Origin of the sequence: Xanthomonas theicola, from assembly GCF_014236795.1 — a bacterium.
Lineage (GTDB): Bacteria > Pseudomonadota > Gammaproteobacteria > Xanthomonadales > Xanthomonadaceae > Xanthomonas_A > Xanthomonas_A theicola.
In genome coordinates this window covers 341,894-362,624 of record NZ_CP049017.1, presented here as the reverse complement: position 1 = coordinate 362,624, position 20,731 = coordinate 341,894, and the positions used below count along the sequence as shown (strand labels likewise).

The 20,731-nt window shown below is 70.5% G+C and carries 15 protein-coding genes and 1 pseudogene; 3 read left to right on the top strand and 13 right to left on the bottom strand.

Translation table 11 applies throughout. The features are described from left to right. Positions 1 to 126: 126 nt before the first annotated feature. The gene (locus tag G4Q83_RS01610) at positions 127 to 2,901 is read left to right on the top strand and encodes a winged helix-turn-helix domain-containing protein (protein ID WP_128421057.1); all 2,775 of its coding nucleotides are present in this window, start codon (positions 127 to 129) and stop codon (positions 2,899 to 2,901) included. Between the two features lie 269 nt (positions 2,902 to 3,170). On the opposite strand, the gene azu is transcribed toward G4Q83_RS01610, so the two are convergent. The 6 genes from azu to G4Q83_RS01580 all read right to left on the bottom strand — a co-directional run bounded on the left by azu (position 3,171) and on the right by G4Q83_RS01580 (position 10,477). Continuing rightward, the gene (gene azu, locus G4Q83_RS01605) at positions 3,171 to 3,521 is read right to left on the bottom strand and encodes an azurin (protein ID WP_246432356.1); all 351 of its coding nucleotides are present in this window, start codon (positions 3,519 to 3,521) and stop codon (positions 3,171 to 3,173) included. A 258-nt stretch (positions 3,522 to 3,779) separates the two neighbouring features. Then, positions 3,780 to 4,970, bottom strand: a complete 1,191-nt coding sequence (locus tag G4Q83_RS01600; RefSeq protein WP_128421058.1) for a pyridoxal phosphate-dependent aminotransferase — start codon at positions 4,968 to 4,970, stop codon at positions 3,780 to 3,782. Between the two features lie 31 nt (positions 4,971 to 5,001). Continuing rightward, the gene (locus tag G4Q83_RS01595) at positions 5,002 to 5,511 is read right to left on the bottom strand and encodes a RidA family protein (protein WP_128421059.1); all 510 of its coding nucleotides are present in this window, start codon (positions 5,509 to 5,511) and stop codon (positions 5,002 to 5,004) included. Positions 5,512 to 5,555: 44 nt separating this feature from the next. Next, complete coding sequence (locus G4Q83_RS01590; RefSeq protein ID WP_128421060.1) at positions 5,556 to 5,984, bottom strand: c-type cytochrome; 429 nt, start codon at positions 5,982 to 5,984, stop codon at positions 5,556 to 5,558. Continuing rightward, a complete protein-coding gene (locus G4Q83_RS01585) occupies positions 5,981 to 7,555 on the bottom strand; it encodes an NAD(P)/FAD-dependent oxidoreductase (RefSeq protein ID WP_128421061.1) in 1,575 nt (524 codons plus the stop codon). Before G4Q83_RS01585 ends, G4Q83_RS01590 begins: the two co-directional genes overlap by 4 nt. 225 nt (positions 7,556 to 7,780) lie before the next feature. Continuing rightward, entirely contained in the window at positions 7,781 to 10,477 is a 2,697-nt protein-coding gene (locus tag G4Q83_RS01580; RefSeq protein WP_246432238.1) for a TonB-dependent receptor plug domain-containing protein, read from the bottom strand. Positions 10,478 to 10,764: 287 nt separating this feature from the next. Between G4Q83_RS01580 and G4Q83_RS01575 the strand changes: the two genes are divergently transcribed. Further along, positions 10,765 to 11,382, top strand: coding sequence for an HAD-IA family hydrolase (locus tag G4Q83_RS01575; RefSeq protein ID WP_128421384.1), 618 nt, complete (start codon positions 10,765 to 10,767; stop codon positions 11,380 to 11,382). A 479-nt stretch (positions 11,383 to 11,861) separates the two neighbouring features. Here G4Q83_RS01575 and G4Q83_RS01570 read toward each other — a convergent pair whose 3' ends face one another. The 5 genes and pseudogenes from G4Q83_RS01570 to G4Q83_RS01550 form a co-directional block, all read right to left on the bottom strand. Further along, positions 11,862 to 13,094, bottom strand: coding sequence for an acetylornithine transaminase (locus G4Q83_RS01570; RefSeq protein WP_128421381.1), 1,233 nt, complete (start codon positions 13,092 to 13,094; stop codon positions 11,862 to 11,864). Positions 13,095 to 13,995: 901 nt separating this feature from the next. Further along, complete coding sequence (locus G4Q83_RS01565; RefSeq protein ID WP_128421380.1) at positions 13,996 to 14,418, bottom strand: VOC family protein; 423 nt, start codon at positions 14,416 to 14,418, stop codon at positions 13,996 to 13,998. A gap of 295 nt (positions 14,419 to 14,713) precedes the next feature. After that, positions 14,714 to 14,854, bottom strand: a pseudogene (locus G4Q83_RS01560) (IS3 family transposase); the annotation flags it as partial. 105 nt (positions 14,855 to 14,959) lie between these two features. Beyond that, positions 14,960 to 15,775 (bottom strand): SDR family oxidoreductase, encoded by an 816-nt coding sequence (locus G4Q83_RS01555; RefSeq protein WP_128421379.1) that lies wholly within the window; start codon positions 15,773 to 15,775, stop codon positions 14,960 to 14,962. 91 nt (positions 15,776 to 15,866) lie between these two features. Next, positions 15,867 to 16,532 (bottom strand): protein kinase family protein, encoded by a 666-nt coding sequence (locus G4Q83_RS01550; protein WP_170069198.1) that lies wholly within the window; start codon positions 16,530 to 16,532, stop codon positions 15,867 to 15,869. Between the two features lie 48 nt (positions 16,533 to 16,580). Between G4Q83_RS01550 and G4Q83_RS01545 the strand changes: the two genes are divergently transcribed. Continuing rightward, positions 16,581 to 18,596, top strand: a complete 2,016-nt coding sequence (locus G4Q83_RS01545; RefSeq protein ID WP_128421378.1) for a bifunctional DedA family/phosphatase PAP2 family protein — start codon at positions 16,581 to 16,583, stop codon at positions 18,594 to 18,596. A gap of 74 nt (positions 18,597 to 18,670) precedes the next feature. Here the strand turns inward: G4Q83_RS01545 and G4Q83_RS01540 are convergent, their stop codons facing one another. After that, complete coding sequence (locus tag G4Q83_RS01540) at positions 18,671 to 19,252, bottom strand: LON peptidase substrate-binding domain-containing protein (protein WP_128421377.1); 582 nt, start codon at positions 19,250 to 19,252, stop codon at positions 18,671 to 18,673. A 28-nt stretch (positions 19,253 to 19,280) separates the two neighbouring features. Further along, a complete protein-coding gene (mpl, locus tag G4Q83_RS01535; protein ID WP_128421376.1) occupies positions 19,281 to 20,729 on the bottom strand; it encodes a UDP-N-acetylmuramate:L-alanyl-gamma-D-glutamyl-meso-diaminopimelate ligase in 1,449 nt (482 codons plus the stop codon). Between the last annotated feature and the right edge of the window lie 2 nt (positions 20,730 to 20,731).

The following is a 20,731-nucleotide window of genomic DNA, read 5'->3' as shown; positions in this document are numbered from 1 at the left end:
CCCGTGGAATCGGCGCGGCACACGGCTTTCCGCGATCTGCGCGGCGAGCCGGCATGCGTCGCTTCCGTCCCGTCACCCGAGCCGCCAGAGGGCGCGAGGGCGACCGCTGCAGACACTCATGGCGACATGCTCAAGCCTGTCACGCTGTTGAATCCGCGTTCCCTGCCGTCCGTGCACGACAGCCCTGCCGTGCCCGACTGGGTGCTGGCCGACAAACTGGCGCCGCCGCGCTGGCGCGTGGCCGCGGTGGCGCGCGAGGCCTTGCTGCAGCACCTGGACCGCGCCGCCGACCTGCCGCTGACGCTGTTGCTGGCGCCGCCGGGTTTCGGCAAGACCACCTTGCTCGGGCAGTGGCACCAGCGCCTGCGCGAGCGCGGCGACGCCGCGGTGGCGTGGCTGTCGCTGGACGAGGACGACGCCGATCCCGGGCGCTTCCTCGCCTACCTGGCGCTGGCCGCGCGCGGCGCCGGGATCGAACTCGGCGCGCCATTGCAGGCCGCGCTGCAGCAGCATGGCCAGGACCTGGAGGTGGCGTCCACCCTGCCCGGCCTGATCCGCGCGATCCGCGCCGCGCCGAAGCGCCTGCTGATGATCCTCGACGACGACGAACGCGGCCACGCCAGCGCGCTCGACGAGGTGGTGACGCGGCTGGTCGAACATGCCGGCGGCCAGTTGCACCTGCTGCTGGCGACGCGGCGCGCACCGGCGCTGCCGCTGGCGCGCTGGGCGTTGCAGGGCCAGCTGGAACGCATCGGCGCGCGCGAACTGGCGCTGGACGAAGCCGAGACGCTGGCGCTGCTGGGACCGCAGGTGCCGGCGGCGATGGCGCGCCAGTTGCGCCGGCAGACCGAGGGTTGGGCGGTGGCGCTGCAGCTGGCCGGGCTGTGGCTGGGCGGCGACGAACGCCGCCGCGACGACCTGGGCCGTTTTTCCGGGCGCACCGCCGAGCTGGCGGCGTATCTGGCCGAACAGGTGCTCAACGACCTGGATCCGGCGTTGCGCGCGTTGCTGCTGCAGCTCTCGCCGCTGGAACGGTTCAACGCCGCGCTCGCCGACGCGGTGCGCGAGCGCGACGACAGCGGCCGCCTGCTGGAACGGCTGGCGCACTTCCAGGGCCTGCTGGTGGCGCTGGACGGCGAGCACGAATGGTTCCGCTTCCATCCGCTGTTCGCCGACTACCTGCATCAGCAGCTGGAGCGCGACACGCCCGGGCTGGCGCCGCAGCTGCACCGGCGCGCCGCGCACTGGTTCGACGCGCACGGGCAATTGCCCGAAGCGGTGCGGCACGCGGTGCGCGGCGGCGCGATCGACAGCGCCGCCGACTGCATCGCCCGCGCCGGCACCTGGCAGTTGCTGCTGCGCCACGGCACCGCGCCGATCCGTGCGCTGCTGCGCCGCTTCCCGCGCAGCAGCATCGGCGAACGGCCGGCGTTGAACCTGACCCAGGCCTACCTGCACATGAAGCTGGGCGAGTTCGCGCACGCGCAGACCCTGCTGGAACGCTTCCGCGATTTCCCCGAACACGTGCGGGCGCCGTTCGAGCGCGACTACACGGTGGTCGTCGCGTTGCTGCGCGACCTGCTCGACCAGGTCTGCGCCAACCCGCGCGGACTGGCGCAGATCGCCGCGCAGGCGGCGGCGCTGGACGAGAACGACAGCCTGGGCCGCGGCACGCTGTGGTGCATCTGCGCCACCACCGCGCTGGGCCGCGCCGATTTCGCCGGCGCCGAGCGCTATGCGCGACTGGCCGGCAGCGCGATGCAGGCCAGCGGCAGCGAGGTCGGCGCCAGCTATGCGCTGATCCACCTGGCGCAGAGCCACTACTACCGCGGCCAGCTGGAACGGGCCGAAGCCACCTGCCGGCAGGCGCTGGCCATGGCCCAGCGCCAGCAGCAGCTCGATCCCACCTTGCAGGCGGTGGGCCAATGCCTGCTGGCGCAGCTGCAATGCGAGCACGGCCGCTACGACGAGGCCGCCGATTGCCTGCAGCCGGCGCTGGGCTTCCTCGAACAGCACGACGGCTGGCTGGACGTGTATGCCGCCGGCTACGAGACCGCGCTGGTGCTGGCGCGGCAGCACGACCGCAGCGGCCGCGCCGCGCTGGACCTGCTCGACCATATCGACCGCATCGCGCATGCGCGGCATCTGGGCCGGCTCGCCGACCTGGCGCTGGCCTGGCGGCTGCACGTGCTGCTCGACCAGCCGCCCTCGCCGGCGATCGACGTGCTGGTCGCGCGCACCGGCGGCGAGGCGCGGTTCGCGCACGCGCTGGGCCAGCCGCAGGATTGGCGCTTCCTCGCCGCGCTCGGCTTCGCCCTGGCGCGCTGGCATCGCCTGGGCGGACGCACCCGCGCCGCGCTGGCGGTGCTGCAAGGCGTGGAAGCGGCCTGCATGGCCGCCGACAACCAGGTGCACCTGGCACGGGTGCGCGCGCGCATCGCGCTGGTGCTGCACGACCGCGGCGAATCCGCCGCCGCGCTGCCGTATCTGCGCCATGCGCTGCAGCACGTGGCCAGTACCCAGGCCTGGCAATGCCTACTGGAACTGGGGGTGCCGGGCAAGGCGCTGCTGCGCATGGCGCGCCAGCAGGATCCGCAGGCGGCGCCGAACACCACGCTGGCGATGACCATCCAGGCGCTGCTCGACAAGCTGCGCCACCACCAGGACAGCGGCGCCGACCTGTTCAGCGAACGCGAGCTGGAAGTGCTGGCGCTGCTGGCGCAGGGCGACGCGAACAAGCAGATCGCGCGGCGCCTGGCGCTGTCGGAGAATACGGTCAAGTTCCACCTGAAGAACCTGTACCGCAAGCTCGAAGCCGGCACCCGCGAGGCGGCGCTGGCCAGCGCGCTGCAGCGCGGGCTGCTGCAGCGCGCGCCGCCACCGGATGCGGCATTGGATTGAGTGCGACAGCATCGCAATCGCGAACGTCGTCGCTATTTTGTGGGAGCGACTTCAGTCGCGACAGGCGTGACCGAGAAAGCCTGTCGCGACTGAAGTCGCTCCTACAGGTGGAGTCGGCGCGGAACCGGCCAGTAGGCGGATCGCCCCTGTAGGAGCGGCTTCAGCCGCGACGAACGCAGCCGGCAAGTCGGAGCAGGCCGACGCGGCGCCATCATGTTCGGAAGAATCCGCAGCGGAATCGCTAGTCGCAACCGATGGCGCGGCGCGACTCAACCGAACACGAACTTGCCCTTCATCATCGCCCAGTGCCCCGGGAACGAGCAGAAGAACGTGTAGTCGCCGCCCTTGCTCAACTTGGCGGTGGAGAACTTGACCGTATCCGACTGCCCGGCGCCGATCACCTTGGTGTGCGCGATGATCCGCGCGTCGCTCTTGGGCAGGTAGTTGTCGGCCAGGCTGGAACTGGTGCCGGCATTGGCCACCGCCTGGAAGTCCGGGGTCTTGGTCAGCACCCAGTTGTGGCCCATCACCGCGGCGGTGAGCTTGCCGCTGTGCTTGAGGGTCAGCGCCACTTCGGTGCAGTCGGCGGCGACCTTGATCTGGGTCTGGTCGAAGGACATCTGGTCGGTGCCGGTGATGGTCACCGCACAGGTCTTGGCCCAGGCCGACGGCGCGAACGCGAGCGCGGCGAGGACCAGCAGGGGAAACAGCGACTTCGCTTTCAAGACGGACTCCTTGGCAGTGGGAACGGCCCAGGGTCGCGCCACGCGCCGGCATGCGCTGCGCGCGCAGCGGCGTCCCACGACTGTCTGCCTTTGCGCAAATGTTTGTCAACGACGAACGCTCGTGCACTGCAGCATCGAACGCAGCACGCCGCGCTAGGCGTTGCGGAAGAATCCATGCAGCGGATCGTGCAGCGCCAGCGGCGGCGGCGGTACCGGCAGCGGCCCGCGCTTGCCGGCCGCCACCTGCGCGAACGCGTGCTTGAACCGCGCCATCTCCGCCGCGGTGCCGACGGTGATGCGCGAACGGTTCGGCCACAGCGCCCAGCTGCGGCCGACGAACACGCCATAGGTCGCCATCGCGTCCATGAATTCCTTGGCCGGGCGCTGCACGTCGACCATGAAGCAATTGCTTTCCGAGGCGGTGCACGCATGTCCCTGCGCGGCGAGCCAGCGCACCACGTCGTTGCGGATGGCGCTGTTGAGCGCGCGCCGCTGCGGCACCAGCGCCGGGTCGCGCAGGCTGGCCAGGCCGGCGGCGACCGCGGTCACCGGCAGGCTGTTGACGCTGTAGAACTTCAGCTTGGCCAGCAGCTCCGGCCGCGCCACCGCATAACCCAGGCGGATGCCGGCCATGCCGTAGAGCTTGGAGAAAGTGCGCAGCACGATCACGTCGTCGCCGGCGGCGACGCGATCGACCATGCTGCCGGCGCTGTCGGAGAAATGCAGGTACGCCTCGTCGACCACCAGCACGCTGCCCTTGGGCTTGTGCGCCAGCGCGTAGTCCAGGTCCTTGCGCGCGGCCACCGAGCCGGTGGGATTGTTCGGGTTGCAGATGTAGAGCACCCCGGCGTTGGCGTCGGCGGCGCACATCGCCTGCACGTCGTGCGCGTCGTCCTTGCGCAGCGGGATCTTGATCACCTTGGCGCCGTTGCGCGCGGCGGCGCGCCAGCCGGACTCGAAGGTGGGATCGGCGGTGACCAGCGACGCGCTGGGCGAAGTGAACGCCAGCATGGTGTAGTCCAGCGGCTCGGTGGAACCGGCGTAGGCCATCAGGTGATCGATACCCACGCCGAGCTGGGCGGCGAGGGTCTGCAGCAATTCCAGCTGCAGTTCGCCCAGGTAGCGGCCGCCGCTGGACGCGATCGCGGCGATCGCGCGCTGCGCGGCCGGCGACGGGCCGCCGGGATATTCGTTGGCGTTGATCAACACCGGCGCCAGGTCGGCGCTGGCCGCCTGCGCCGCGCCGGACGCGGCCTGCGCCAGCCATGGCGTGCCGAGGCCGGCCGCGGCGACCAGCGCCGACTCCTTGAGGAAGGTGCGGCGCGAACGCGACGGTTGCTGCATGACGGACTCCTTGGGAAACGTGGGAAAGAAGCTACGGACGCACCGCGACCACTTCGATCTCGATGCGATACAGCGGATTGCCCAGTGCAGCGATCTGGAACGCCGAGCGCGACGGCAGGTTGGGTTGCTCGGGCGTGCCGAAGAACTGCCGGTAGCCGTCCATGAACCCGGCGAAATCCATCTTCCCGCCCAATGCCGGGTCGCCGACCAGGAACGCCTGCATCTTGACCACGTCGCGCATGCCCAGGCCCATGCCTTCCAGCTGTGCCTTGATCTGCGCCAGCACGCTGACGGTCTGCGCCTTGGTGTCGCCGTAGACGGCGGGCGAATCCTTCGGCGCGTCCGGGTCGATCGGCCGCGGCACCGCGCCGCTGAGATAGACCGTGGTCTTGCCGGCCGGGATCTCCACCGCCGCGGAAATCGGGAAGTCGCTGTTGGGAATCTTGTGGCGCACGATCTCGGCGGCGCCGGCCAGGGCGGGCAGCCACAGCGCGGCGCACAGGCCGGCACGGAACGAGCGGGAAACGAAGCAATGGCGCATGCGGAACTCCTGGCGATCGAAAAGGGAATGAAGAACGTCGCGGCTCAATGCCGCAGCGTGCGCACCTCGTCGGCGCTGAGCCTGCCGGGATAGTCGTTGCCGAACTGGCTGCGCACGTAGTGCACCACCTCGGCGACCTGCTGGTCGTTGAGCATGGCGCCGAAGCCGGGCATGCCGCCGCGGCCGTCGAGCACCATCATCGCCACGTACGGCGCCGCGGCCACCTTGGGGTTGCCGGCCAGCGGCGGATACTCGCCGCCGCCGCGCGCGCCCTGCCCGCCGGGCATGTGGCAGCCCTGGCAGATCGCCGCGTACACGGTGGCGCCGGAAGCGGTGGCGAACGTGGCCTGCGGATACAGCGGGGTGGCATCGGAACTCTGCGCCGCGGCCGGGCCGATCGCCGGCGGCAGCATCAGCGCGAGCACGGCGGCGGCGACCGCCGCGGCGAGCATCCAGTGACGATCCAGCTTCATGCGCGGGCTCCGTTGACGACGCGGCGATGCAGGCGCTCGATCGCGTCCAGCGCCGAAGTGATGGCTCCTTCCTGCCAGGCCGGGATGTACGAGGCGTGCTCACCGGCGAGCGCGATGCGGCCGTCGATCCGGCACAGGTTCTCGTAGTGCTCGGCGCGCGCGGCGTCGCTCCACACGCCGAAGCAGCCGTGGGTGAACGGCACCCGGTGCCAGCCCACGGCGATGCCGTTGTCGAATTCGCGCGGATATTGCGGATGCAGCTGGGTGCCGTACTCCACCGCCTTGGCCACGCGTTGCTGCGGCGTCATCGAGGTGAACTCGAACGCCTCCAGCCCCCACACGTAGGCGCCGAGCAGCACGCCCTTGCCGGCGCTCTGGAAGCCGGTGCTCGGATAGCCGATCAGGGTGATCGGCAGGTCGGTGTAGCTGATGCCGCCGTAGATCGCCTCGTCCTCTTCCCAGAAACGGCGCTTGAACTGCAGCCCGACCTTCACCGAGGCCGCGTAGGGCACCTGGCCGATCGCGGCGGCCATCTTCTCGCCCACCGCGAGCGGGATGCGGCTGAGGATCGACAGCGGGATCGTGCACACGCACCAGTCGGCGGTGGCCAGCTGCGCGGCGCCGGCGCGGTCCTGGTAGGCGACGCGGACCCCGCGCGCGTCCTGGTCGATGCGGGTGACCCGGGCGTCGTAGCGGATCGCATCGCCGACCGCGCGCGCGAACGCCTTGCCGATCTGGTCCATGCCGCCGACCGGCTGGAACATCGCGGTCTGCATCTCGTAGTTGTCGCCGGCCGCCAGCGTGGTCCACAGCCGCGAGCGCAGGATATCCTGGGCGCTGAACGGTTCGGAGAACTGCGGCTTGCCGGACAGGCCGCCGCCGGGATATTTGGCGAAGCCGCGGCGTTCGCTGCTCTCGCGGCCCTTGACGTAGCCGAAGTCCTTGTCCAGCGCGCCCCAGTTGCGCAGCGACTCGAGCAGGATCTCCTGGTCCTCGCGCTGCACCTGCGCATCCAGCGCGCCCTGCCGGGTGCTCTTGGCCAGCAGTTCGGCCACGTGCCCCTTGTAGTCGGCGTCGATGTCGCGAAAGCGTTGCGGCTTGCCGCCGAAGCCGTCGCGGCTGTGCAGCAGCGCATTGAAGTTGACCTGCACGAACGGTTCCAGCGCCACCCCGAACTGCTTGCAGTAGGACAGCACCGCCTTGTGGTGGTGCGGGATGCGCCACGGCCCGGGATTGAGGTACATGCCCGCGTCGAACCCGCACTGCTGCTCGAAGCCGCCCAGTTCGGTGTAGCGGTCGCCGCCGCGCAGCGTCCAGTTGCGGCCGCCGGGACGCGCGTTGTACTCGAGCACCTGCACGCGGTAGCCGGCCTTGCGCAGTTCGTAGGCCGCGGTCAGCCCGGCCAGGCCGGCGCCGAGCACCAGCACCGAGGCGCCCTTGGCGTCGCCGTCCAGCCGCGGCACGCCGGCGAAGCGCGATTCGGCCGCCAGGCCCAGGCTGTGCATCGCCTGGTACATCATCGCGCCGCCGCCGGCCAGGCCGATCCTGGCGAGCAATTGGCGGCGGGTCATGGCTTCCCTGGGTGCTGCTTGCATCGTCGACATCGCCTCGCGGATGGCAGATCGACCTTAGCCGCCGTACCGGCGGCGCGGGCCGGGTGCGGCGGGTAGGTCGCGATGGAGCGGGTAGGACGGCGGATGGCGCTGTACTGCGCGAGCGGACGCTCCGCCGGCGGACGCACCCTCACCCCAACCCCTCTCCCGGGGGGAGAGGGACTCGAGCGGGCGCCGCGCCGCTCAGAAGCGGTAAGTCAGCTTGGCGTAGTAGCGCGCGCCGAAATAGCCGATCGGGCTGCCGGTCAGGTACGGCGAGTTGTAGTAGCTGAGGTAGTTCTTCTCGAGATAGTCGTATGCCGCCGACGGGATCTTGTCGGGATAGGTGTTGAACACGTTGTCGCCGCCGACGCTGACGGTCAGCTGTTCGGTGGGCCGGAACGTCAGTTCGACATTGGTCAGCGCCATCGTGCCGATCTTCTGCTTGTAGTACGGCGCGCCGTTGACGTCGACCACGTCGAGCTGGCTCAGCACGCTGTCGGGGAAGATGTCGCCATTCCACTCGTCGTAGGGCGCCACCAGCTGGTACTGCGGCCCGTATACCGCCTCGGTCACGCGCAGGCTGAACTTGCCGACGTTGAAGGTGGCGCCCAGGTTGACCCGGTACTTGGGCGCGTTGTTCTCCAGGTTGATCAGCGTCGCCGCGCTGTACATGGTGGCGCCGCCGAGCACCTCCGGCGCCGGCTTGGCGCTGAGCACCTCGGTCTTGTTGTAGTTGGCCGCCAGCATCCAGTCGATCGAGCCCCAGTCGAACTCGGTGATGTAGTTGGTCACCCAGTCCACGCCGCTGCTACGGGTCTTGAGCGCGTTGTTGAAGATCGCCACCGAGATGTTCTGCCGCGCGGTGGCGTCGAGCGAGCCGCCCGGCGCGGCTGGATCGATGCCGCCGAGGTAGCCGAAGTCGACCAGCGCCTGGCCCAGCGCGGCGTTGTAGGCGGCATCGGGCGTGCCGTCGCCATTGGTGTCGCCCGGCTGGCCGGCCTTGGAATACTCGAAGGTGCCCACGCCGATGCGGTCGGAGATGGTGATGCGGTAGAAGTCGAGCGTGCTGTCGAAGTTCTGCATCGGCCGGAACACGAAGCCGAGGCTGTAGTTGGTGCTGGTCTCCGGCTTCAGGCTGCCGAAGCCCAGCGCCGCGGCGGCCGCGCTGTTGGGCTGCAGGGTCGGGGTGGCGCTGGTCGGGCCGACCTGCACCGCCGAGTAGTAGCCTTCCTGCAGGGTCGGCGCGCGGAAGCCGGTGCTGGCGGTGCCGCGCACCGCGAAGCTGTCGGTGAGGTCGAAGCGGGTGGTCAGCTTGCCGACCACCTTGCTGCCGAAGTCGCTGTAGTTCTCGTAGCGCCCGGCCACGTCGAGCAGCCACTTCTCGGTCGGGTTGAACACCACGTCGGCGTAGGCGGCGTAGCTGTGGCGGCTGTAGGAACCGGTGTTGAACAGCGGGTTGTAGCCGGGGAAGGAGGACGCGCCGGCGCCGTAGTACGAGGCCGGATCGCCCGGATCGATGCCGTACTGGTCGCGGCGGTATTCGATGCCGGCGTTGAAGGTCAGCGGCTGCGACAGGCCGACGTCGAAGTCGTGCGTGGCGTTGAGGTTGGTGGTCCACTGGCTGGCCCAGAACGAGCCGTCGTAGAAATCCTCGGGCGAAGAGCCGTAGTCCTGCCACAGGCTGAAATTCATCGAGTTCAGCGTGTACACGTCCATCTCGTTCTTACCGTAGCTGCTGGAGAAATCCCAGGACCAATCGGCCAGTACGCCCTTCAGCCCGGCGGTCAACTCGTAGTCGACCTCGTCGGAGGCCTCGGACGGATTGAAGCCCAGCGGATACTTGTGGCTGACTTCGCCGCTCACCGGATCGACGTAGCCGCCGTCCTGGCTGGGACGGCGGTAGTTCTCCTCCGACTGCGCGGTCTTCTTGCCGTAGCTGCCGAAGGCGTAGAACTCCAGGGTGTCGCTCAGCACCGCGCCGGAGTTGAAGAACAGCGCCTTGCGATGCACTTCCGGCGGATTGAGCCAGGCGTTGACGTTGGGGAAGCGCCCGTTGAGGGTCATGCCCTCCACGTCGTCGGCCAGGAACTCGGCCATGCTCGGATTGACCGCCGAACAGTCGGCATAGTTGGCCACGCAGTCGGCGTAGCTGTACGAACCGAGCCGGTACACGGTCTTGCGGTTCTCGACCTCGGCGCTGAGGCTGAAATACGCTGCGTCGCTGCCGAAACCGATGTTGGCACCCCACGCATCGGTGCCGCCACCGCCGTCCTTGTAGCCCGCATAGCCGGCGTCCACCTCGCCGCCCTCGTGGTTCTTCTTGAGGATGATGTTGATGACGCCGGCGATCGCGTCCGAACCGTACAGCGCCGCGGCGCCGTCGGTCAGCACTTCGACGTGATCGATCGCGGCTGCCGGAATGAACGACAGGTCGGCCGAGGCCGCGCCGGTGGTGGTGTTGACGTTGGAGGTGATGTGGCGGCGCTTGCCGTTGACCAGCACCAGGGTGTGGTTGGGCGAGAGATTGCGCAGGCTGGCGGTCAGGGTCTGGCTCGCCATGTCGTTGCCGGTCTGGTTGGCGTTGTAGGACGGCACCTGGTTGGCGATGGCGTTGATCAGGTCCGGCGCGGCCGACTGCTTGAGCATCTCCGCGCTCACCAGTTGGATCGGCGCCGGGCTGTCGGTCACCGCCATGTTGGCCTTGCGCGTGCCGGTGGAGATGACGGTGATCGCGTCCAGTGTCTTGGCCTCGCCGGCCGGCTCCTCCGCCAGCGCCGGCAGCGCCGGCGCGCCGGCCAACAGCAGCGTCAGCGTGGCCAGCGCGTGGCCGTGACGCGCAGTGCACAGTGCCGTGCACACCGATTGCGCCAGACGATCGGATTGCAAACGCTTGCTCATGTCCAAGACCCCCGAGATGACGTGGATGTGGCGTGGATGCGCACCGGTCCCCGACCGGCGGCGCCGCGATCGCGGCGTGCAGGGACCATAGCCAGCGCGCAGCGCCGGGCGATCGGATCCGGCGGGTAGGTGCGCCGCGGGCGGGTGGGTGGGGGATGACCGGCATCGCGGCGCGGGTAGCGGCGTTCGCTGCCGCGGGTACTGGATTACTCTCGGTCGCCGCTGCTTCGGACCCGCCCCATGTTCCAGCCCTACCTTTCCTGCCTGCGCCAGGCGCCGTGGCCGCGCTGACCCATACGCGCCCCTGGCTGCTGCTGCTCGACTTCGACGGCGTGCTGGCGGCCTACTCGCGCACGGCGCGCATCGCGCACCTGGCCGCCCAGTGCGGCTGCGACCCGGCGCGGGTGCGGCAGGTGCTGTTCGCCTCCGGACTGGAAACGGCCTACGACGGTGGCGACCTCGCCACCGCCGACTATCTGCACCGGCTCGGCGCGGGCCTGGGCGCGCCGGTGAGCGAAGCCGACTGGATCGCCGCGCGCGTGGCCGGCAGCCGCGGCGATCCCGGCGTGGTCGACCGCGTGCTGGCGCTGGCCGGCAGCGTCGAGATCGGCGTGCTGACCAACAACGGCGCGCTGATGGCGCAGGCGATCGCGCAGATCGTGCCGGCGCTGTTCCCGCTGCTGCACGGACGCGTGCTGTGCAGCGGCGCACTCGGCGGACGCAAGCCGCAAGCCGAGGTCTACCGGCGCGCGCTCGACCATTTCGGCGTCGCTCCGCGGCACGCCCTGTTCATCGACGACCTGTTCGTCAACGTCCGCGGCGCCCGCGCCATCGGCATGCCCGCAGAAACCGCCAGCGGCACCCGCGCCCTGCGCCGCGCCCTGGCACGGCACGGCCTGGCATAAGCACCTCGCATACGCCAACAGATCCGCCGCAGCTGAGCTGCCACGGCGGTGCCCACGGCCATTGGCTATAGCGGTTGCGGTTGCGGTTGCGGTTGCGGTTGCGGTTGCGGTTGCTGTTGCTGTTGCTGTTGCTGTTGCTGTTGCTGTTGCTGTTGCTGTTGCTCAGGATTTTGACGTTGCTCTTCGGGGTCCCCATAGAGCGCGGCGAGGTGGACGGGTACAACCCCGCAGGGGCGCCACGCAGGATGCGTGGCGTTTTCCGCTGGCACATGGATGTGCCATCGGAAAATTCCCGTCCACCTCGCGCACCCGGAGCGCAGCGGAGGGCGCGCGTCTGGGGTGTGCTTGACTAGCCTTCGGCTGTTGTAAAGCGCTTCTTTTGGTTACTTTTCTTTGCACAAGCAAAGAAAAGTGACTCGCGCAAAGCGCGAAAGCTTTGGACTTTGGCTATTGCGAACTGACCCTACCGGTAAAGCAGTTCAACGCTTGCCGACATACTCCCGCAGCGCCACGCGCAACCGCTTCAACCCCTCCGCCAACTCCTGATCCGTGATATTCAAAGAAGGCACGAACCGCAACACATCCGGCCCAGCCTGCAACGTCAACAACCCCTGCGCGGCAGCGTGATCGAGAATCGCCCCGGCCTGCCCCGCATGCGCCTGGTTCAGCACCGCGCCCAGCATCAAGCCCCGCCCGCGCACCTGCGAAAACAGCTTGAATTCCTCGTTGAGCGCGGCCAGTCCCTGCCGCAGCGCCGCCGCCTGCCGCGACACGTTCGCCGCGATCGGCGCCGAGGCCAGCTTGCGCAGCGCCACCCGCGCCACCGCCGCGGCCAGCGGATTGCCGCCGAAGGTACTGCCGTGCGCGCCGAACTGCATGGTCTCGGCGACCTTCGGCCCGGCCAGCAGCGCGCCGATCGGGAAGCCGCCGCCAAGCGCCTTGGCCAGGGTCACGATGTCCGGGGTGACGCCGTCCTGCCAGTGCGCGAACAGGGTGCCGGTGCGGCCCATGCCGCACTGGATCTCGTCCAGCAGCAGCAGCGCGCCGTGGTGGTCGCACAGCACGCGCACCTGCGCCAGGAAGCCCGGCGCGGCCGGCATCACCCCGCCCTCGCCCTGCACCGGCTCGAGCATCACCGCGGCCACGTCGCCGGCGGCCATCGCCGTCTCCAGTTGCACGATGTCGTTGAAATCCACGTAGCGGAAGCCGCCGGGCAGCGGCTCGTAGCCTTCCTGGTACTTCGGCTGCGCGGTGGCGGTGACCGCGGCCAGGGTGCGGCCGTGGAAGCTGCCGCGGAAGGTGACGATGACCCGCCGGTCCGGCGCGCGGCCCTGGCTGGCGGCCCACTTGCGCACCAGCTTGATCGCCGCCTCGTTGGCCTCGCTGCCGGAGTTGCACAGGAACACCTTGCGCGCGAAGCGCGAGGCGGCGACCAGTTCCTCGGCCAGCCGCAACGGCGGCTCGCTGTAGAACACGTTGCTGGTGTGCCACAGCTTGCCGGCCTGCTCGAGCAGCGCGGCGGTCAGGTCCGGATCGTTGTGGCCGAGTCCGCACACGGCGATGCCGGCGGACAGGTCGATGTAGTCGCGGCCTTCGTTGTCCCACACCTTGGCGCCCTGGCCGCGCTCCAGCACCAGTTGGCGCGGGCGGTAGATCGGCAGGTAGTAGTGCCGGCCCAGGGCAATGAGATCCGCGGTGCAGGAAGCGGTCATCGAGAGGAAATCCTGCGGGAAAGCGCCCCATTATAAGGCCGCCGGGGCGACGTGCCGCATGCGGCCGGCGGCGGCGGCGCGGCGAGTTCACCACCCGGCGCGCGCCCAGCGCCGGCAACCACGCCATGGCGGCGGGCACCCCCCAGGTCGGCCGGCGCCCGGGCGCGGCGCGGCGGTGCGGCCAGGAACACGAACCCGTCGGCGACCTGGCGCCAGCCCAGGCCGCGGCGGCGCCAGCGCAGCAGCGGCGGTACCACGACGCGGTCGGGGCCATGCCCGGCAGCCGCGCCAGGTCTTGCGCCAGTTGCAGCACCGTGGCCTGGTCGAGGTCGTGCACGCCCCAGGCCAGCAGCGCGACGCCGCCGCCGGCAGCCGCCTGCGCCCGCACCACCAGCCGCGCGCCGAGCCCAGCCGCCGGCCGACGCGCGGCCAATTCGTCCGCGGTGTCCGCGCACAGGCGGTGGCCGCGCAGGTAGCGACCGAAGAAATCCTGTTCGGCCAGCGTGCGGTACGGCGCGCGCGCCGGGCCGAACGCGTGCGGCAGCACCACCGGCAACCGACGTCGCGGCAGCCGGGCAGGCGCTGCACGACCGGCGCCCAGGCGCGCCGGGCCTGGTTACGTGCAGCGGCCGGCCGCAGCCACAACTGCGCGCCCACCAACGCGATCAGTAAGACCGCGGCGACGCGGCTGCGCGGGTGCGGTCCCGCCGCCTCGTACAGGCGCGCCAGCAACGCCCAGGCGAACGGCGCGGCGGTGAGCAGATCGCGCGCGGAGAACGACGGCGCGATGGCGATGCGCGCCGCGATCCCGCTCAGCCGCACGGGAACCACGGCCGGCGTCGCCGCACCGGCGGCAGTGCGGCCGCCGCGCGCGGCGCATCCTGCCCACGGCGGCGCCGGCTCACCACACGCCGGTGTTCGGCATCGATGCCCACGGCTCGGCCGGGGCCAGCGCGGCACCCTTCTGCAGCAGCTCGATCGAGATCAGGTCCGGACTGCGCACGAAGGCCATGCGCCCATCGCGCGGCGGGCGGTTGATGACGATGCCCTGCGCCTGCAGGTGCGCGCAGATGGCATAGATGTCGTCGACCTCGAACGCCAGGTGACCGAAGTTGCGCGCGCTGCCGTAGTCTTCGTCCGAGCCCCAGTTGTAGGTCAGCTCGACTTCCGCGTCCGGATTGGCCGGCGCGCCGAAGTACACCAGGGTGAACTTGCCGGCCTCGTTCTCGATGCGCCGGGTCTCGCTCAGGCCCAGGCCCTCGGTGAAGAACTTGCTGGTCTTCTGCAGATCGTGGACGCGGATCATGGCGTGCAGGTACTTCATCGCAACAACTCCAGTGGAGGGGAAATCGGCCAGGACCTGCCCGCCACGGCGCACGGCGCCCGGTGCCGCAGCAAGGTCCCGGTGGGGCGCATAGGGTAGCGCCCGCGGCGTGCAGGCCCGGGCAAGGGCGAGCGCACGGCGTGGCCCGGCGGGAGCGGCAGACCGCGCCCGCCGCGTCCCGGGCCGGCGCTGCCCGGGACCGCACTCTAGAGCACTTTCGATCCAAGTGATGTCACTCGTGGGAGCGACTTCAGTCGCGACGCGCTTTACAGCTAGAGGCCTTCGCGACTGAAAACGTCTCGGCCGTGCACCCGATCTTCCCGGCAATCGACGCGAGCGCCGCCCACGGCGAACTGTGCTCGCCTCGATGCTCCAGCACCATCCCAACTGCCCGCTCCCGCACGTCCGGGCAATACGTCACTGCCTGCTTGCTCATGAGGCCATCCTCTCAACAGTTGGAGCCTCCTGGAATCCAGGGGCGGTTCACGATCGCGGTCGCGCCTCGCCCCAGGCCATGCCGCACCCCGCCGCGCCGCGCCGCTCACTCCAGGAACAGATCCGGCAGCAACGGCTGCGCCGGGTCCAGCGCGTAGCCGGACAGATCGATCACCCCGGCCGCCGCCAGCACCTCGTCGTCGATCAGGAACTGGCTGTGGAAACCGGCCGCCGGCCGGGTCAGCACCGCGTGCGCCGCGTCGGCCATGATCTGCGGACGGCGGCCGTTGCCCGCGCTGACGCCCGGGATCATGTTCAGCGCCTCGGTGGCGATCAGCGTGCGCGGCCACAGGGCGTTGACCGCCACCCCCTGCGGGCCGAACTCCCCGGCCAGGCCCAGGGTCACGAAACTCATGCCCATCTTCGCCAGCGTATAGCCGGTATGCGGCGCCCACCATTTCGGATCCAGCGACGGCGGCGGCGCTAGGGTCAGGAGGTGCGGATTGGCGCTGCGCAGCAGATGCGGCAGGCACGCCTGCGCGCGCAGGAAGCTGCCGCGCGCATTGACCTGCTGCATCAGGTCGAAGCGCTTCATCGGCGTGTCCAGCGCACTGCGCAGCCAGATCGCGCTGGCGTTGTTGACCAGGATGTCGATGCCGCCGAACGCCGCGACCGTGGCCGCCACCGCCGCCCGCACCTGCTGCTCCTCGCGGATGTCGCATTGCAGCGCCAGGCCGCGGCCGCCGGCCGCGTCCACCGCCGCCGCCGCGCTGTGGATGGTGCCGGGCAGCTTCGGATTGGGCACCGCCGACTTGGCCACGATCGCCACGTTGGCGCCATCGCGCGCAGCGCGCAGCGCGATCGCCAGGCCGATGCCGCGCGAGGCGCCGGTGATGAACAGGGTTTTGCCGTTTAGATTCACGGGACTCGGGACTCGGGACTCGCAACAGCTTAGCCTCGTTCTGCGGCGCGCCCTGCAAATCCGCTTTTAACAGTCCCCCGTCCCGACACACTCAGGGCTTCGGCCCCTGCCCCTCGTTGTCTTCCCACTTGAGCAGGCGCCGGGTCACCACCCGGTAGAGCGGCTTGCCGGTGGCGAACCACAGTTCGCGCATCCAGGAGTGGCGCTTGAGCAGCCGCAGCTCGACCGGGGTCAGCGCCTGCCGACAGTACATGCGCTTGTGCTTGAGCAGGTGGCGCAGGTCCTCGCGCGCCAGCAGCCGCATCCAGCGCGAACGCGGCGCGCCACGCACCGCCAGCTGGAAATCGATCAGCGCCGGGCTGCCGTCCTCCAACACCAGCCAGTTGGCTTCCTTGGCCAGGTCGTTGTGCGCCACGCCACGCCGGTGCACCTGTTGCAGTAGGCGCCGCGCGGCGCGGAAGTAGGCCAGATCGCCGCGCGGCGGGCGCTGGTACATCGCGTGCCCGCCCAGATAGCTGCGGTCCAGGAAGGTGCCGTCCCAACCGCGCAGCTGCGGCGTCGCCGCCATGCCGGACAACTGCCGCAAGGCCCGCGCCTCGCGCCGCGCCAGCCACCGCGCCGGCAACCGCAGCCACCACGGCGCGGCAGTCAGGTCGCGGCGCACGAACACGCCGTCGCCGGCCTCGCGCACCAGCAGGATGCGCCCGAAGCTGTCGGACTTGAGGATCTGGCTGGAACCGGCCGGCACGCGCGTCATCACGCCAGTTTAAGCGGAACGCCATGCTCGGCCATTTATAATCCCCCAATGAATGCATCATGGATCGACGCCACGCTGGAGTGGGTCGCAGCGCATCCCCTCCTGGCCGGCGTGGTCATCTTTGCGATCGCGTTCTGCGACGCGGTCATCGTGCTGGGGGCCATCGTGCCGGCGCTGCCGCTGCTGTTCGCGATCGGCGTGCTGATCGGCCTGGGCCAGATCTCCGGCCCGTACGCGGTGGTCAGCGCCGCCCTCGGCGCCCTGGCCGGCGATGCGCTCAGCTACTGGGTCGGCCACCGCTGGGGCCACCAACTGCGCAACTACTGGCCGTTCCGGCGCTACCCGCAGTTGCTGGACCGTGGCGAAGCGATGTTCCGCCGCAATGCCTTCAAGAGCATCCTGGTGGCGCGCTACGTCGGCGCGATCCGCCCGTTCGTGCCGGCCGTGGCCGGCATGATGAAGATGCCGCTGCGCCGCTACCTGGCCGCCAGCGGCGTCGCCGCGGCGACCTGGGCGCTGCTGTTCCTGGGGCCGGGCTGGCTGCTCGGCCAGGCCTACGACGCGGTGGCCGCGGTCGCCGGGCGCCTGTTCCTGGTGCTGGGCCTGCTGGCGCTGGCGCTGGGCCTAGTCTGGGCGATCGTGCTGTACGGCTACCGCTGGTCGGCCGGGCACATCGACGCACTGGTGGCGCGCGGCCTGGACTGGTCGCACCGGCACCCGGTGCTAGGCCGCTACGCGATCGCCGTGTTCGACCCGCAGCGGCGCGAATCGGTGCCGCTGGCGATGCTGGCGGTGATGCTGCTGGCGCTGGGCTGGGGCTGGTTCGCGCTGCTGATGGTGGTGGTCGCGCACGGCGAACCGCTGCGGCTGGACCTGGCCGTGCACGACCTGATGCTGGCGCTGCGCAACCCGCTGGCCGACTATCCGATGGCCGCGCTGGCTTCGCTTGGCGATTGGCAGGTGCTGGTGCCGGCCACCACGCTCGGCCTGGGCTACCTGGCCTGGCGCCGGCGCTGGATGGCCGCGGCGCACTGGCTGGCGGCGCTGGCGTTCGGCCTGGCCCTGACCGAACTGCTCGGCACCACCGTGCACGTGGTGCGCCCGCCGGCGGCCAGCAGCGGCTTCGGCTTTCCGTCGGTGGCGGTGACCATGGCCACGATCAGCTTCGGCTTCTTCGCGGTGCTGATCGCGCGCGAGTTGCCCGGACGCTCGCGGGTCTGGCCGTACCTGCTGTCGGGCGTGCTGGTCACGCTGATCGGCTTCGCCCGCCTGTACCTGGGCGCGCACTGGCTCAGCGACGTGGTCGGCGGCATGCTGTTCGGCATCTTCTGGCTGCTGGTGCTCGGCATCGCCTACCGGCGCCGCTTCAACCGCGCGTTCTGGATGAAGCCGCTGGCGTGGCTGTTCTACGGCGGCTTCGTCGCCGCGGCCCTGTGGTACGCGCCACGCGACCTGGAGCGCAAGCTGGCCAAGTTCGAACCGTCGCCGCCGGCGGCGATGAACCTGGCGGCGAGCGCGTGGTGGCAGGACGAATGGCGGCGGCTGCCGTCGCGGCGCAACGAGTTCGACGACGACCAGCGCTGGCCGCTGGACCTGCAGGTGGCCGGGCCGCTGGCGCCGCTGCAGCGCCGGCTCGAGGCCGCCGGTTGGCGCGTGCAGCCGCAGGCCGGCTGGCAGCAAGCGCTGCAATTGCTGGACTACAAGGCGAAGGCCGAACAGGTCCCGGTGCTGCCGGCGACGCTGGACACGCAGGTGGAAGCGCTGCTGATGCTGCGCAGCGGCCCGCGCCCGGGCGAGCTCTACGCGCTGCGCCTGTGGCCGGCAGCGGCGCGGCTGCAACCGGGCGAGGTGCCGCTGTGGCTGGGCAGCGCGCAGAGCCTGCGCTACGAACGCCACTTCAACCTGATCGGGCTGTGGCGCCCGCTGCGCGGCGCCGATCCGGCGCTCAACGCGGTCACCGCCGCACTGCATGCGCTGCCCACGCGCAAGGACATGCATCGCCCGTCGGATGTGCCGGTGCTGCTGGTGCGCAGCGAGGGCGGGGCCGCCGCCGAGGCTCGGTAGCGCCTCCAGCACCATCATGCAGCGAAGCGATGCTGCACTGATCGATTCCCTGTGCGCATCCCCAATCCCGGTCCTTAGGGGATCCACCCCAGCAACTGCTCCAAGCGCTCGTGCGGATCGTCTTGCTGCAGCAGCGACAGGCGCTGGCGCTCGTCCAGCGGCAGCAGTTCGGCCAAGCGCCAGCCGACCCAGGCGGCCTGGTCGAGCAGGCGCGGGCCGGGCAACGGATACACGGCGGCGGCCTGGTCGAGGAGGCTGTCGAGCACGGTGGACAACAACGCGTGCTGCGGCCGCAGTTCGTCGTCGCTGTCCGGCGCGCGCCAGCGCACGTCGCCCACCACCAGGCCGTTGTCGCGGACGCGGCTGCGCAGCACGTGGAAGCGGCGTTCGCCGCGCAGGCTCAACACCAATACACCATCGGCGCCGACGTCGAAATCGACGATGCGCGCCTCGGTGCCGTAGGCGGCCGGCACCGCCGGCGCGCCGGTCTCTGTGCCGTCCAGGATCAGGCACACGCCGAAACCGCCGCCGCTGCGGCCGCATTCGCGTACCAGGTCCAGGTAGCGACGCTCGAACACGCGCAGCTTGATCGATGCGCCCGGCAACAGTACCGCGTGCAGCGGAAACAGCGGCAGCGTGCTGCGCGCCTGGCTCATGCGCACGCTCCGCAGCGCGGCACGGCGCTCATTGCAACGCCGCCAGGAAACGCCGCGGCGCGCCGTCGAAGCCGCCGTTGGACATGAACACCACATGGTCGCCGGCCCGCGCCTGCGCCTGCAACGCCGCCAGCAGCGCGTCCACGTCCGCCGCGGCCCGGGCCTGGCCGCGCACCGCGGCGATCACCTTGGCGGCGTCCCAGGCCAGTTCCGGCCGCTGCAGGAACACCACCGCGTCGGCGGCGTCCAGCGCCGGCGCCAGCGCCTGCGCATGCGCACCCAGCCGCATCGAGTTGCTGCGCGGCTCCATCGCCACCACGATGCGCGCCGCGCCGAGCTTGGCGCGCAGACCTTCCAGCGTGGTCCGGATCGCGGTGGGGTGGTGCGCGAAATCGTCGTAGACGGTGATGCCCTGCGCCTGCCCGATCACTTCCAGGCGCCGCTTGACGCTGCGGAACCGCGCCAGCGCCGGCATCGCCCGCCCCGGCGCCACGCCGACCGCATGCGCCGCGGCCAGCGCCGCCAGCGCGTTCATCACGTTGTGCCGGCCGAGCAGCGGCCAGCACACCTCGCCCAGTTCCCGGCCATGGTGCAGGACCGCGAAATGGCTGCCGTCGGCAGCGAGTGCACGCGCGCTCCATTCGAACGCAGGATCGAAGCCGAAGCGCTCCAGCGGCGTCCAGCAGCCCATCGCCAGCACCTCGCGCAGATGCGCATCCTCGCCGTTGACGATCAGCCGCCCGCGCCGCGGCACGGTGCGTACCAGGTGATGGAACTGGCGCTGGATCGCGGCCACGTCGGGAAAGATGTCGGCGTGGTCGTATTCGAGATTGTTGAGGACCGCCACCAGCGGCCGGTAGTGCACGAACTTGCTGCGCTTGTCGAAGAACGCGGTGTCGTACTCGTCGGCCTCGACCACGAACAGCGGCCGCTCGGCCATGGCGATGCGGTCGCCGTCCGTGGCGGCCGCCGGGCGCGGCGGCGGCGTCAGGCAGCCATGCGTGGCGCCAGCCGCAGCGCCGCCGCCCAGCCGCGCCGACACGCCGAAATCCTCGGCCACGCCACCGATCAGGAAGCCCGGCTCGCGGCCGGCGGCCTGCAGCAACCAGGTCAAAATGCTGCTGGTGGTGGTCTTGCCGTGGGTGCCGGCCACCGCCAGCGTATCGCGCCCGGGCAGCACCCGCTCGCTCAGCCACTGCGCGCCGGAGGTGTAGGCGCGGCCGGAATCCAGCACCGCCTCGACCGCGGCGTTGCCGCGCGACAGCGCGTTGCCGACGATCACCTGCTCGCAGTCGGCGCCGATGTGCCCGGGCAGGTAGCCCTGCTTCAGCGCGATGCCGAGCTGCTCCAGTTGCGTGGACATCGGCGGGTAGATCGCCTGGTCGCTGCCTTCGACGTCATGGCCGAGTTCGCGCGCCAGCGCGGCGACACCGCCCATGAACGTACCGGCGATGCCGAGAATATGGATCTTGCTCATGC

Bases quoted from the DNA above. Each gene is read 5' to 3' on its own strand.
- G4Q83_RS01540 (WP_128421377.1), bottom strand. From the start codon at position 19,252: ATGAGCCAGGCGCGCAGCACGCTGCCGCTGTTTCCGCTGCACGCGGTA.
- G4Q83_RS01585 (WP_128421061.1), bottom strand. From the start codon at position 7,555: ATGACCCGCCGCCAATTGCTCGCCAGGATCGGCCTGGCCGGCGGCGGC.
- G4Q83_RS01565 (WP_128421380.1), bottom strand. From the start codon at position 14,418: ATGAAGTACCTGCACGCCATGATCCGCGTCCACGATCTGCAGAAGACC.
- G4Q83_RS01600 (WP_128421058.1), bottom strand. From the start codon at position 4,970: ATGCAGCAACCGTCGCGTTCGCGCCGCACCTTCCTCAAGGAGTCGGCG.
- G4Q83_RS01570 (WP_128421381.1), bottom strand. From the start codon at position 13,094: ATGACCGCTTCCTGCACCGCGGATCTCATTGCCCTGGGCCGGCACTAC.
- G4Q83_RS01580 (WP_246432238.1), bottom strand. From the start codon at position 10,477: ATGAGCAAGCGTTTGCAATCCGATCGTCTGGCGCAATCGGTGTGCACG.
- azu (WP_246432356.1), bottom strand. From the start codon at position 3,521: ATGTCCTTCGACCAGACCCAGATCAAGGTCGCCGCCGACTGCACCGAA.
- G4Q83_RS01610 (WP_128421057.1), top strand. From the start codon at position 127: ATGCTCAAGCCTGTCACGCTGTTGAATCCGCGTTCCCTGCCGTCCGTG.
- G4Q83_RS01590 (WP_128421060.1), bottom strand. From the start codon at position 5,984: ATGAAGCTGGATCGTCACTGGATGCTCGCCGCGGCGGTCGCCGCCGCC.
- G4Q83_RS01545 (WP_128421378.1), top strand. From the start codon at position 16,581: ATGAATGCATCATGGATCGACGCCACGCTGGAGTGGGTCGCAGCGCAT.
- G4Q83_RS01550 (WP_170069198.1), bottom strand. From the start codon at position 16,532: ATGACGCGCGTGCCGGCCGGTTCCAGCCAGATCCTCAAGTCCGACAGC.
- G4Q83_RS01595 (WP_128421059.1), bottom strand. From the start codon at position 5,511: ATGCGCCATTGCTTCGTTTCCCGCTCGTTCCGTGCCGGCCTGTGCGCC.
- mpl (WP_128421376.1), bottom strand. From the start codon at position 20,729: ATGAGCAAGATCCATATTCTCGGCATCGCCGGTACGTTCATGGGCGGT.